Consider the following 12,002-nt stretch of genomic DNA (forward strand, 5'->3'; position numbering starts at 1 on the left):
GCCGATTCACAGTTCGGTGTAAAGGCGAGACGCTTTAGCGGGGCGTTCTAAGCGCCGGAAGGCCAACGCCCGATGATTCGAATCCACCGTCCGACGCGACGATCTGACCGGTGACATAGCTGGCCTTTTCACCGGCAAGAAAGGCGATCACCTCGGCAATCTCGCGCTCAGTGCCATAGCGGTTCAGCGGAATTGCGTCGTGATAGGCGGCGCGGATGGCCGGGGTGTGCACGGCAAGGGCCAGCTTGGTATCGACCGGGCCGGGGCAGACACAGTTGGCCCGGATGCCATATTCGCCCAGTTCGACGGCCTGCTGTTTGGTCAGGTGAATCACGGCCGCCTTTGACGTGCCATAGGCCACCCGCAGGGTCGAGGCGCGCAGGCCCGAAATCGAGGCGATGTTCACGATTGCGCCGCCCTGACGCGACAACAGCGGCAGGCTTGCCTGGCTCATCAGGAAGATGCCGTCGAGGTTGGTTTCCATCACCCGCCGCCAGCGGGCAAAGTCGGTTTCGGCAATCGGGCCGAAATCGGCCACGCCTGCGTTGTTTACCAGAATGTCGAGCCGGCCAAAGGCGGCCTCGGTCTGCTCCAGTGCGCGTGCCACCTCTTCGGGGCGGGACACGTCACAGGACAGGGCCAGAACGCCCTGCAACCCGTCTGTGACGCGACCGAGTTCGTCGGTATCGCGGTCGAGCATCACGACGCGCCGCCCTTCCTTATGGAACAGCAGGGCAGTGGCCAACCCGATGCCCCGTGCGGCTCCGGTGACAAGGGCGACGGTCTGGGTCATTTCAGGAACTCCGGCAGAAACAGGGACAGGCTGGGCAACGCCGCGACCACGGCGAGGCCGATCAGACTGACCAGCAGAAAGGGAACCGCCGCCCTTGCGATTTTCTCAATGGGCAGGCGGGTGACATTGGCGGCAACATACAGGTTGATGCCCACCGGCGGCGTGATCAGCCCGATGGCCAGATTGACCATGACCAGCACGCCAAACCAGACCGGATCCCACCCCAGTTCGCGCACCACCGGCATAAAGATGGGCAGGGATATGAACATCACCGTGACCGGGTCCATGAACATGCCCGCGATCAGCAGGATCACCATGATCACCAGCAGAATCACCGCGCCGTTGTCCGACAGGCCCAGAAGCTGGCCGGAATATTGACCGACAAGATCCTCGACCGTGACAACCCAGCCGAACAGGCTGGCATAGGCAACCACCAGCATCACGACAGCAGAGGAGGCCGCCGCCTCGGTCAGGGCATCATAAAGCGTGCGCCAGGTGAGGGTGCGATAGGCAAAGGCCCCGACGGCCAGCGCATAAACCGTGGCCACCAGCGCGGCCTCGGTCGGGGTAAAGACACCAGAGTAGATGCCGCCGAGAATCACCACCGGTGTCATCAAACCCCAAAACGATTCGCGGAAGGTGCGCCACAGGTCACGCCAGTATCCATCGCTTGGCGGTGGTGGCGCCATCCGGTCAAGGGCGCTGCGCCCGGTGCCCCGGATGAATGGCAGCACCAGCAGCATCAGCAAGCCCATGAACAGGCCTGGAATGATAGCGGCAATGAAAAGTGCCGAGATCGAGGTTTCGGCGATCACGCCATAGATCACGAGGCCGATAGAGGGCGGGATAACAATCGACAGCGCAGCCCCCGTACAGACCAGCGCCGCGGCAGCGGCGCGCGGATAGCCGTCTTCCTCCATGCCGCGGATGATCATCGGTCCGATGGCCGCGACCGATGCGGGGCCAGAGCCAGAGACCGCGCCCCAGAACAGGCAAACAACGGTGCCGACCACCCCCATGCCGCCGGGCAGGTCACCGATCAGCACGCGAAAGAAACGCACCATACGTTCGGCGATACCAAGAGACCCCATCAGGGTGCCTGCAAGGATAAAGAACGGGATGGCCAACAGCGCGTATTTGCCAATGCCGGTCGCGATCAGATCACCGGCCAGATCAAAGCCAAAGCCGATGCGCCACATGGCATACATCGCCGACAGCCCCAGCGAAAAGGCGACGGGTACGCGCAGCGCCATGAACAGGAAAAAGATGGCAATCATCTGGGTGCCGGCGCTCATGTCAAACAGTTCAGACACTGGGCGTAACCGGCGGTTCGGCGTGGGGCGCGCGCCATGTTTCGATGGCGTGCTGCACATAGCGAAGGATCACAAGGGCAAAGCCGAACGGCAGTGCGGCCTGATACCACCATGCAGGAACCCCAAGCGCATAGCTGCGCATTCCGTTGTCCATCAGGTTCATCAACGTCGCCCAGGAAAACCAGGCCGAGGCCGCAAGCAACCCGACACTGAGCAGGACCGACAGCACAAAGACCGCCTGTGCCAGCGGTTTTGGCAGCGCGTCCTGCACCAAAGTCACGGCAAGATGTTCGCCGCGCCGCGCCGCGATGGCGGCCCCGAAGACGGTAAGCAACAAAAAGCCGTTGGTCAGGATTTCTTCGGAGGCGGCAAATGAATAATGGGTGCCATACCGCACCACGACATTGGTAAAGCCAAGCAGGGTCATCCCGAGGAATAACACCGCACAGACGATTTTTTCAAAGTCCCGCAGAATGAACCGCAAGGCGTTCTCCTCCCGAAAATTGGCGCGGCCCGATGTCCGGTGCCGCGCCAATCCGGTTTAATTGCCTTTGCCGGTCTCGTCGATGGCCTTGCGGAAGGCGCCGACAATCTCGGGGCCAACCTTGTCGGCCCATTTGTCAAAGGCGGGCTGGGTCGCGACGCGGAAGGCCTGAAGCTCTTCCTCGGAGGGTTCATAGACTTCCATGCCTTTGTCGCGCAGGAAGGCTACGCCGTCGGCTGTGCCCTTGCGGGTGATCTCGCGTTGATAGGCCATCGCCTCTTCGGCGGCTTCGCGCATCTGCGTTTGCGTGTCGGCATCAAGCCCGTCCCAGACCTTTGTGGATACCCCAAGGAAGATCGGGTCATAGGAATAATGCCATGTGGTGAGATATTTCTGCACCTCATAGACTTGCTGAGGAATGATCACCGCACCGATCGGGTTTTCCTGCCCGTCAACGACACCCTGTTGCAATGCGGTCAGGGTTTCGCCCCACTGCATTTGCTGGGGATTGGCGCCAAGGGCATTCATGACGTCGATATACATCGGCCCTGCCACGCGCATGTTCAGGCCCTGCATGTCGGCAGGCGATTTGACCGGGTGGACGTTGTTGGTCACTTCGCGAAAGCCATTTTCGCCCCATGCGAGAACTTCGATTCCCTTGTCGCGCAGGATGTCTTCGAGCAGGTCAGCAGGTGCGCCCTGCGTGGTGGCATCCACCTGATCGTAACCGGCATAAAGATAGGGCAGCGAAAAGACGGCCATTTCAGGCACCAGAGGCGTGACGTTGATGGCCGAGGTCACGACCAGATCCAGCGCGCCGCGACCGACCATTTCAGCCTGACGCATCTGATCGCCGCCCGACAGCTGCGCGTTCGGAAAGACGCGAACGTCATAGGCGCCATCGGTTTTTTCGGCCAGAAGTTCGCCAAACCGGTCGGCCCCTTTTTGCCAGGTGGTGGTGTCGCCGGTGTTGTGCGACAGGCGCAGCGTTTCGGCCAGGGCAGCGCCCGACAACAGCGTTGTGGCCAGCAGTGTTGCCAGGCCGGTCTTTAGAACCATATTCATGTGAATTCCTCCCTAGGATTTCACAATGTGGATCAGAATTCGAATTGCAGGACAAGATAATTCTTGCAATTCTCCTGTAATTCCGCAGGCTCCGGGGTTAAATCACCCTCCTGGCATGAAAAGTAAAAGATCGTGGTCCATATTGTGAACAGATCGGACGGCGGACGCGCGGTAAGCGGAACCCAGGCCGTGGACAGGTCTTTGGCGCTGTTGCGGCTGGTCGGGCGCAGTGGCGCGGGGGGCGTTGCTCTGGCGCCGCTTGTCGCCGCTTCGGGGCTTGGCAAGCCGACCGTGCGGCGGCTTTTGCTGGCGCTGATCCGGGGGGGCTGATCGAACAGGATGCGGCAAGCCGGCATTATCTGCTGGGGCCGGAATGTTATGTGCTTGGCATGCTCGCGACGCCGCGCCACGGGTTGCTTGAAATTGCCGCCGATGCCGTGGCCCGGCTGGCCCGGGACAGCGGCGACACCGCTTTTGTGTCCATGCGCCGCGGGTCGGCCGCGGTCTGCCTGCACCGGCAAGAGGGGGCCTTTCCGATCCGCACCCATGCCCTGACCGCCGGTGCGCAGCATCCTTTGGGGGTTGGCGCCGGGTCGCTGGCGATGCTTGCCGCGCTGCCGGATGATGAAATCAGGGCGGTGCTGGATGACAATGCAGGGTCACTGGCCAGCGATTATCCCGGGCTTGACGCAGAGGAGTTGCACCGCGCGGTTCTGGCCGCCCGGGCGCGTGGATATGCGCTGAACCCCGGGCGTGTCGTGCCGGGCAGTTGGGGGCTGGGCGTTGCGCTGCGGCGGGCCGATGGAACGGTCGTGGGGGCGCTGTCGATTGCCGCGATCGAAAGCCGCATGCAGCCGCCACGCGACAGCGAACTGGCGGCGCTGTTGCAGCGCGAAGCCGAAGGTATTGAAACAAGACTGGCGCAGTCTTCGACCCGCGCAGCATCCGAAAGGGAACCGACATGACAGACCCGTATATCGTGGGCTGGGCGCACAGCGCCTTTGGCCGCAGCGACGCCCCTGACACCGAAACGCTCATGGCGGACGTCACCGCGCCTGCACTGACCCATGCGGGAATCGCCGCCGAAGACGTGGACGGGATATTCGTCGGCGTGTTCAACAACGGCTTTTCCGATCAGGATTTTCAGGGGGCGCTTGTGGGCATGGGGGACGAACGGCTGTCCCGGGTGCCGGCCACACGTTATGAAAATGCCTGCGCCACCGGCTCTGCTGCATTGCACGGCGCGATGGATTTCATCGCGAGCGGACGCGGCAAGGTTGCATTGGTGGTGGGGGCCGAAAAAATGACGGCCACGCCGGGGGCCGAAGTGGGCGACATCCTTTTGGGCGCGTCCTATCGCAAGGAAGAATCCGGTGTTGGCGGGGGATTTGCCGGTCTTTTTGGCAATATCGCCGCGAACTATTTTCAGAAATACGGTGATCGTTCGGAAGAACTGGCGATGATCGCCGCCAAGAACCATGCGAACGGCATGGCCAATCCCTTTGCCCATATGCGCCGGGATTTCGGAGTGGCCTTTTGCAACACCGTGTCAGAGAAAAACCCCTATGTTGCCGGGCCATTGCGCCGGACCGATTGTTCGCTGGTATCCGATGGGGCGGCGGCGCTGGTTCTGGCGGCACCCGAGGTGGCGCGCGATCTGCGCCGTGCCATTGCCTTTCGCGCCCGTACCCATGCGAACGAACCCCTTGCCCTGTCGCGCCGTGACATGACCCGCTTTGACGGGGCGCGCCGCGCCTGGGAGTCGGCATATGATGCGGCTGGTGTTCGCGTGAACGATCTGAGCCTGGTCGAAACCCATGATTGTTTTACCGTGGCCGAGTTGCTGGAATACGAGGCAATGGGCCTGGCCGAACCGGGGCAAGGCGGTCGGGTGATCCGCGAAGGCTGGACCGCCAGGGATGGTCGGCTGCCGGTGAACCCCTCGGGGGGGTTGAAATCCAAGGGGCATCCGATTGGCGCGACGGGCGTGTCGATGCACATCATGGCCGCGATGCAACTGATGGGCGAGGCGGGGGAGATGCAGATTCCCGGCGCGACCATGGCAGGCGTGTTCAACATGGGGGGCGGCGGTGGCCAATTATGCCTCGATCCTTGAGCGGGTGTCGTGATGAATCCTGTTTCGACCCGAGTGATGAACCTGTCGCATTTCCTGACCGAAAGCGCGCGGCGCCACCCCGACGACATCGGCCTTGTCTGGGGCACAGCACAGTGGAGCTGGAGCGAGATCGAAGCGCGGGCCACCGCGTTTGCCGCCGCGCTGCGGGATCGCTATGGCGCCGAAAAGGGCGACCGCATCCTTGTGCAGTCGGAAAACTGCAACCAGATGTTCGAGGCGGCCTTTGCCTGTTGGAAGCTGGGCTGCATCTGGGTGCCTGCGAATTTTCGCCAGACCCCGGAAGATGTCGCCTGGCTGGCGCGGTCTTCGGGGGCGAAAGGGCTGCTGGCCGGGGCGGGGTTTGGCGATCACATTGCCGCCTGTGCCGGTTCGGTGGCCTTTACCGTCACCATAGGGGGCAATCAGGGCGCAGACGATTATGACACCCTTGTCGCGGCGCATGCGGGGGCTGTGGTTGTGCCCGCAGCGGTGGAGCGGGATGATCCGGCGTGGTTCTTCTTTACCTCGGGGACCACGGGCAAACCCAAGGCCGCCGTGCTGACCCATGGCCAGATGGCCTTTGTCGTGACCAACCACCTTTGTGATCTCATGCCCGGAACCGGGCCACAGGACGCGTCCATCGTTGTGGCGCCGCTGTCCCACGGCGCGGGTGTTCATCAGCTTGCCCAGGTCGCCCATGGGGTCAAGACGATCCTGCCCGCCGGGGGGCGGTTTGACCCTGACGAGATATGGCGGCTGGTTGCCGAATGGCGGGTGAGCAACATTTTCACCGTGCCGACAATCGTTAAATTGCTGGTCGAACACGCCTCGGTCCATGTTCATGATCACACCTGCCTGCGGTATGTGATATATGCCGGCGCCCCCATGTACCGTGCCGATCAGGTGCTTGCGCTCAAGGTTCTGGGGCCGGTGCTGGTGCAGTATTTCGGCTTGGGCGAGGTCACGGGCAATATCACCGTTCTGCCGCCGTCACACCATTCGGCTGATGATGCGGTGATGCGCCTTGGCACCTGCGGCTTTGCCCGGACGGGCATGCAGGTTCAGGTGCAGACGCCGCAGGGCCGGGAATGCGCCCCCGGCGAAACGGGCGAAATCGCCGTTATCGGCCCCGCAGTTTTTGCCGGTTATTACGACAACCCCAAGGCCAATGCCGACAGTTTTCGCGATGGATGGTTCCTGACCGGCGATCTGGGCCATCTGGACGCCGAGGGGTTCCTGTATCTGACTGGCCGTGCCTCGGACATGTATATTTCGGGGGGTCGAATATCTATCCGCGCGAGATCGAGGAAAAGATTCTGCAACATCCCGATATTTCCGAAACCGCCGTGCTGGGTGTTCCCGACCCTACCTGGGGCGAGGTCGGTGTTGCGGTCTGTGTTGCCCGCGGTCCGGCGCCCGATGCCTCGGCCTTGCTGGACTGGCTGGGCACCAGCCTGTCGCGCTATAAGGTGCCGCGCAAGGTGGTGTTCTGGGAGTCCTTGCCGAAATCGGCCTATGGCAAGATCACCAAAAAGATGATCCGCGCCGAGCTGATCGCCCGGGGTGACATCGCCGATGGCTGACCTGCCGCTGATCCGCCATCCGGGGCCACGCGCTGAGGCGCGTTTTACGGCGGTGCCCTGCCGTGCAACGCGGCGCAGGGTGATGCTGCGTGGTGGTGTGCCGCTGATCGAGGCCATGGCAGATGCCGGTTGCGGTGATGCGGCGTGGTTTGATCTTGTCGACGTTGCCGCCGATGCGCTGTCCTTTGTGCGCCCCGCTCCGGCGCCGGGGGACGGGCATGTGGCGTGGTACAGCGCAACCACCACGCTGGAGCAGGCCCGGATCATCCGGGCCGGTGCGCATCTTGGCCTTCGGGACGGCGCGCCGTTTGCGCACATCCATGGGGTTTGGGCGGATCGCAACGGCAATGTTCACGCGGGCCACCTGCTGGCTGATGCCAGTGTTCTGAGTGGAAACATCGAGGTAGAGGCGATCGCGCTGGAGGGCGCGCGGATGGAAAGCGCGGATGACCCCGAAACCGCATTTACCCTGTTCCGGCCTGTGCTGACCGAAACGAACGCGCCTGCCAACGCCGTTCTGGCGACCGCCCGCCCCCATGAACCGATCGACATGGCCATAACGGCGATTGCAAAAAGCGCCGGAGTGGAACGCGCGACCGTCAAAGGCCTTGGCAGCCTGATCGGCACGGCATTCACCGATCAGGTCGGGATCGGCAGCTATGCAACCGAAGTACTGTTGACAGAGGGGCGCCTTTCGGCGGGCCGGGCCGATCTTGCGGCGCTGTCTGTCGGCTTTGACGGCCCGTATGGTCAGGGCGTGTTGGCGCCTTCGGTGAACGCCATCTGTGTGACGTTTGAATTGTTACTGATCTCGCAATAACAGTTCCGGTCGTGGCTTTTGCCGCGTCGTTGTCATCAGTTTGTGGCGCTCAGAAGGATTCACCTGGGTTCCAACGGATGACACGGGTTTCAAGCCATGAAACGATCGTGAATCCGATGATGGCAATCGTTGATGCCGTGAGAATCGTGGCAAACAGGCGCGGCGTGTTGAAATCAAACATGCTCTGAAGCAAAAGATAGCCAATGCCTTCGTTCGCGCCAATCCACTCTCCGACAATCGCGCCAAGAACGCACATCGTCACGGAAATCTTGAGCGCCGAAAAAATATACGGCATCGCGGCATAGATGCGGACGCGCCGGAATGTTTCGGATTTGGACGCGGACAGCACATGCATCAATTCAAGCAACTGTGGCGATACCGACCTGAACCCGCGCACCGCGTTCACCAGTGTCGGGAAAAAGCAGATAAGGGCGGCGACAACGATTTTCGGTTCAATCCCATTGCCCAGCATGATTTTCAGAACCGGCGCGATGGCGACAATCGGAATCGTCTTGATCAGGATTGCGACGGGATAATACATTTCTTCGATGGCTTTGTTATAGACAAACGAAACCGCAACCAGAATGGCGATCGTATTGCCAAGCAAAAACCCCAGGAAGGCCTCGATGATCGTCGGCATCGCACTTGATGCCAGCAGCCCAAAATCGTCGCGCAATGCCTTGATGACGGCCAAGGGCGACGGGACCAGATAATCAGGGACCGAAAAAACCGTGACGATCAGTTGCCAAAGCAGGATCACCGATGCCAGACCAAAGAAACCCATAAGCGCAACCCGCGCTGTGCCGTCTTCGGGAAACCGGAATCCAGTTGGTGTATCCGACGTCGTTGCATGCGTTTCATTCAGTGACATGGGTCTATCCTTCGTCCAGCATCGCGCGCAGTTTGGCGACACATGCGCCAAGCGCGGGGGCGTCTTTCAAGGCAATATCGCGATCCTCGGGCAGGTCGATGTCCAGGATGCCGCCAATCCTGCTTGGCCTGCGGCTCATGACGACCACACGTTGAGAGATGAACGCCGCCTCTTGCAGGGAATGTGTTACAAACACGATTGTCGTTCCGCTTTTGCGCCAGATCCGCAGAAGTTCGACGTTGAGGGAATCGCGGACCAGTTCATCCAATGCGCCGAACGGTTCATCCATCAGTAAAACGCGTGGGCGTGTCACCAACGCCCGGGCAATGGCGACCCGCTGTCGCATGCCCCCCGACAGTTGTGAGGGATAGGACTCAGCGAAGCCATCCAGTTCAACCAGCTTCAGTGCCTCCATCGGGTCCATCGGTTCGGCTCTGCCGTCCGGTGATGGCCCGACCTCGAACGGCAAGCGCACGTTTTCCAACACGGTGGCCCAAGGCATCAGAACGGATTGCTGAAACACCATCGAGAATTGCCGCTGCTGACGGGCCTCGGTGGGGGTGCCAAACATGGACACCTCCCCGGTGCTGGGTTTGAGGATGTCGGCGATGACACGCAACAGGGTGGATTTGCCACAGCCGGAATGACCGATCAGGGATACGAATTCACCCTCGGCGATATCCAACGTGACATTTCCGATGGCCTCTACCTTGTTTGGGCCTCGCCCAAAGGTAACGGAAATGTCGCGCAGGTGAATCGCCGTATCGCGCGCCAGAACCTCTTGGGGTTGAACCGCCGTGTTCATCGCTTCGTTCTTGTCGACGCGGCCAGGATAGACCCGTCAAAGACATCTGCCGCTGTCAGCTTGGCGTCGATCTCACCCAGCGCGGCGTATGTATCCAGCGTCTGTTGCCAACGGTCGGCTGATACGTTGCCAAACCCGTTTTCGACTGTTTCGTCGGTATAGATGAAACCGGGAATCATGATTTCCAGCGCCGCTTGTTCCTGCGCCGCGTCAAGCGCGGGGGCATAATCGACCAACAGCTTTGCAGCCTCTTCCATGTTGTCAGCCGCCCAGGCCCAGCCCTTGTCCGTCGCCTCAAGGAATGCGACCAACTCTTCGGGGTTATCCTTCAGGGTCGCATCGGTCGCGATATAGTAATTTGACTGGAATTGCAGACCATTGTCCCAGATTGACTGGGTATTCATCTCACCGCCCTCGGCCAGAAGCACGGCAACCTGTGCAACATTGGTTGGCCAGGCCGCAACGACATCGACCTGCCCCTGCAATAGCGCCGGCGTTTGGGCCTGTACGAAGGTTATGTCATCAATCGTCAGGCCGCTCGCGTTCAACATCGCTTCGATCTGGGGAACGGCGCTTTGCGCTGCGCCGATGCGTTTGCCTTTCCAATCAGCGACGCTGTTGATGTTCGACTTTTTGAAGGAATAGAATGTCAGCGGCGCCTTTTGAAAGCTGGCCGCAAAGGATTTGAGCGGCAGGCCACGGTTGGCAGAATACATGATCTGCGGTGCATAGGCGATCGAAATATCCGACGTTCCGCCGATCAGTTCCTGAACCGCGTTTGACCCGGGGCCACCCGGCAACAGTTCCACCTCAAGCCCGGCGTCGGTATAGAACCCCTTTTGCAGCGCGACAATCTCGCCCGCGGCGGCCGCATTCGGAAGCCACGAAAGCTGAACCTTCAGCGAGGTCGTCTGTGCAAACACGGGCGCGGACAGCGCGGTAAGTGCCGCCAGGGACAGCCCGGTCAGCATTAGGTTGCGTCGATTAAGCATTTCATGGCTCCCCGCCAGTTCACTGGATATTTTCTGCTGAAAGACTACGGCAAGTTGGCGGTGCTTTGGCATAACTTAAATGGAATGTGGTATAAAATTTGGTTATGCGTGATCTTGCGCCGCTGCATTCGCATACGCGCATGGCCAGTCCCAAGGCGGTCCGTCAGGAACTTCGCCCGGAATTAACATGCTGTTTAAGAGTTTCGGCCATGATATCCATCAGCCTGCGAAGATAGGGAATGCGGTCGATCCCATCGCGATGAACGATGCCCATGGCGAAAGGCCATTTATTCATTTCGGTCGGAATGGTGGCAAGCCCGGCGCCGATCACTGTATCCTTGAGCATGGCCGTTTCGACAATCAGGTATTTGCCTGACCGGACCAGCTCGACACAGGCGAATATCGAACTGGTTTCGACCAGGATCTTGGGCGGAGGTGCGCCTTTGGAGCGGAAATGGGACGAAATACGCTGGGTTACATCCATGGATGGCGAAAACGCGACAAACGGATAGGCGGCGATTGCAGACAGGTCAACGATGCCACCCGCCGCAAGAAGAGGATGATCCGGCGCGCACAGCACTTCGATCTCGCACTGGGCGAGGGACCGCACAGTGAACCCCGGAAGACGTGTTATCTGTATCAGAGCGCCTGCATAAATATCGATCCGCCCCAGACGAAGATCTTCGGCCTGATCGTTCACTGATCCGGTCTGAACCCGAAGCCTGTGTCGCGGATACAGGGCATGAAATTTCTCGGCCACAAGCGGCAGGATCGCCGACGACCATACCGGACCTGCCCCGATAGTGATTGTCGCATCCTGCTCGGCCACGACATTGCGCACGTCCTGAAGCGCATGTTGATACTCAAGCCCGATCACCTGGGCGCGTTCATAAAACAGACGACCCGCCTCTGTCAGGTCGGACCCCGAGGCATGGCGCACGAACAATTTGGTGCCAAGCATGCTTTCGAGCTTGTTGATATTCTTGGACAAAGCGGGCTGTGAAATGCGCAGGCGCAGCGCGGCTTTTGAAATGCCCTGTTCTTCGGCGGTCACGACGAACTGTTTCAGCAGTGTCAGATTGGGAACTTCAAACGGCATTGGGCATACATAACCTTTTGGAATGGCGTTTGCATTTCTAACTATTGGCGCAAATGCCGCT

Annotated in this window: 11 protein-coding genes and 2 pseudogenes; 5 read left to right on the forward strand and 8 right to left on the reverse strand. The window is 60.6% G+C overall.

Translation table 11 applies throughout. From position 1 onward, the window contains the following. Positions 1-34 precede the first annotated feature (34 nt). Genes AC0L7P_RS05125 through AC0L7P_RS05140 form a run of 4 tightly spaced genes read right to left on the reverse strand, consistent with a single transcriptional unit; the run spans position 35 to position 3,655 of the window. Entirely contained in the window at positions 35-793 is a 759-nt protein-coding gene (locus AC0L7P_RS05125) for an SDR family NAD(P)-dependent oxidoreductase (RefSeq protein ID WP_473434754.1), read from the reverse strand. Beyond that, a complete protein-coding gene (locus AC0L7P_RS05130) occupies positions 790-2,106 on the reverse strand; it encodes a TRAP transporter large permease (RefSeq protein ID WP_473434755.1) in 1,317 nt (438 codons plus the stop codon). The genes AC0L7P_RS05125 and AC0L7P_RS05130 overlap by 4 nt, the downstream gene beginning before the upstream one ends. Continuing rightward, on the reverse strand, positions 2,099-2,590 hold the full coding sequence (locus AC0L7P_RS05135) for a TRAP transporter small permease (protein ID WP_473434756.1): 492 nt from the start codon (positions 2,588-2,590) through the stop codon (positions 2,099-2,101). Before AC0L7P_RS05135 ends, AC0L7P_RS05130 begins: the two co-directional genes overlap by 8 nt. A 57-nt stretch (positions 2,591-2,647) precedes the next feature. Further along, positions 2,648-3,655, reverse strand: coding sequence for a DctP family TRAP transporter solute-binding subunit (locus tag AC0L7P_RS05140; RefSeq protein WP_473434757.1), 1,008 nt, complete (start codon positions 3,653-3,655; stop codon positions 2,648-2,650). 132 nt (positions 3,656-3,787) lie between these two features. On the opposite strand from AC0L7P_RS05140, the gene AC0L7P_RS05145 reads away from it, so the two are divergent. The 5 genes and pseudogenes from AC0L7P_RS05145 (at position 3,788) to AC0L7P_RS05165 (ending at position 8,174) form a co-directional block, all read left to right on the forward strand. Continuing rightward, positions 3,788-3,985, forward strand: coding sequence for a helix-turn-helix domain-containing protein (locus AC0L7P_RS05145; RefSeq protein WP_473434758.1), 198 nt, complete (start codon positions 3,788-3,790; stop codon positions 3,983-3,985). Positions 3,986-4,044: 59 nt separating this feature from the next. Continuing rightward, positions 4,045-4,620, forward strand: a complete 576-nt coding sequence (locus AC0L7P_RS05150) for an IclR family transcriptional regulator (RefSeq protein WP_473435402.1) — start codon at positions 4,045-4,047, stop codon at positions 4,618-4,620. After that, positions 4,617-5,784: pseudogene (locus tag AC0L7P_RS05155) on the forward strand (acetyl-CoA acetyltransferase). Before AC0L7P_RS05150 ends, AC0L7P_RS05155 begins: the two are co-directional and overlap by 4 nt. Further along, a pseudogene (locus tag AC0L7P_RS05160) lies at positions 5,784-7,354 on the forward strand (acyl-CoA synthetase). The pseudogenes AC0L7P_RS05155 and AC0L7P_RS05160 overlap by 1 nt, the downstream one beginning before the upstream one ends. Then, entirely contained in the window at positions 7,347-8,174 is an 828-nt protein-coding gene (locus AC0L7P_RS05165; protein ID WP_473434759.1) for a PPC domain-containing DNA-binding protein, read from the forward strand. Before AC0L7P_RS05160 ends, AC0L7P_RS05165 begins: the two are co-directional and overlap by 8 nt. Positions 8,175-8,223: 49 nt before the next feature. Here AC0L7P_RS05165 and AC0L7P_RS05170 read toward each other — a convergent pair whose 3' ends face one another. From AC0L7P_RS05170 to AC0L7P_RS05185, 4 genes are all read right to left on the reverse strand, one after another. Further along, positions 8,224-9,045: an ABC transporter permease gene (locus AC0L7P_RS05170; protein ID WP_473434760.1), complete on the reverse strand. Its 822-nt coding sequence runs from the start codon at positions 9,043-9,045 to the stop codon at positions 8,224-8,226. A 4-nt stretch (positions 9,046-9,049) separates the two neighbouring features. Next, the gene (locus tag AC0L7P_RS05175) at positions 9,050-9,850 is read right to left on the reverse strand and encodes an ABC transporter ATP-binding protein (protein ID WP_473434761.1); all 801 of its coding nucleotides are present in this window, start codon (positions 9,848-9,850) and stop codon (positions 9,050-9,052) included. Next, positions 9,847-10,842 (reverse strand): ABC transporter substrate-binding protein, encoded by a 996-nt coding sequence (locus AC0L7P_RS05180; protein WP_473434762.1) that lies wholly within the window; start codon positions 10,840-10,842, stop codon positions 9,847-9,849. Before AC0L7P_RS05180 ends, AC0L7P_RS05175 begins: the two co-directional genes overlap by 4 nt. Before the next feature lie 163 nt (positions 10,843-11,005). Further along, positions 11,006-11,941, reverse strand: coding sequence for a LysR family transcriptional regulator (locus AC0L7P_RS05185; protein ID WP_473434763.1), 936 nt, complete (start codon positions 11,939-11,941; stop codon positions 11,006-11,008). Positions 11,942-12,002: the final 61 nt, after the last annotated feature.

The organism is Oceaniglobus sp. K40-3, assembly GCF_055808395.1.

Excerpts from the sequence above, each read along its gene's own strand:
- AC0L7P_RS05125 (WP_473434754.1), bottom strand. The coding sequence starts at position 793 with ATGACCCAGACCGTCGCCCTTGTCACCGGAGCCGCACGGGGCATCGGG.
- AC0L7P_RS05140 (WP_473434757.1), bottom strand. The coding sequence starts at position 3,655 with ATGAATATGGTTCTAAAGACCGGCCTGGCAACACTGCTGGCCACAACG.
- AC0L7P_RS05150 (WP_473435402.1), top strand. The coding sequence starts at position 4,045 with ATGCTCGCGACGCCGCGCCACGGGTTGCTTGAAATTGCCGCCGATGCC.
- AC0L7P_RS05165 (WP_473434759.1), top strand. The coding sequence starts at position 7,347 with ATGGCTGACCTGCCGCTGATCCGCCATCCGGGGCCACGCGCTGAGGCG.
- AC0L7P_RS05170 (WP_473434760.1), bottom strand. The coding sequence starts at position 9,045 with ATGTCACTGAATGAAACGCATGCAACGACGTCGGATACACCAACTGGA.
- AC0L7P_RS05175 (WP_473434761.1), bottom strand. The coding sequence starts at position 9,850 with ATGAACACGGCGGTTCAACCCCAAGAGGTTCTGGCGCGCGATACGGCG.
- AC0L7P_RS05180 (WP_473434762.1), bottom strand. The coding sequence starts at position 10,842 with ATGCTTAATCGACGCAACCTAATGCTGACCGGGCTGTCCCTGGCGGCA.
- AC0L7P_RS05185 (WP_473434763.1), bottom strand. The coding sequence starts at position 11,941 with ATGCCGTTTGAAGTTCCCAATCTGACACTGCTGAAACAGTTCGTCGTG.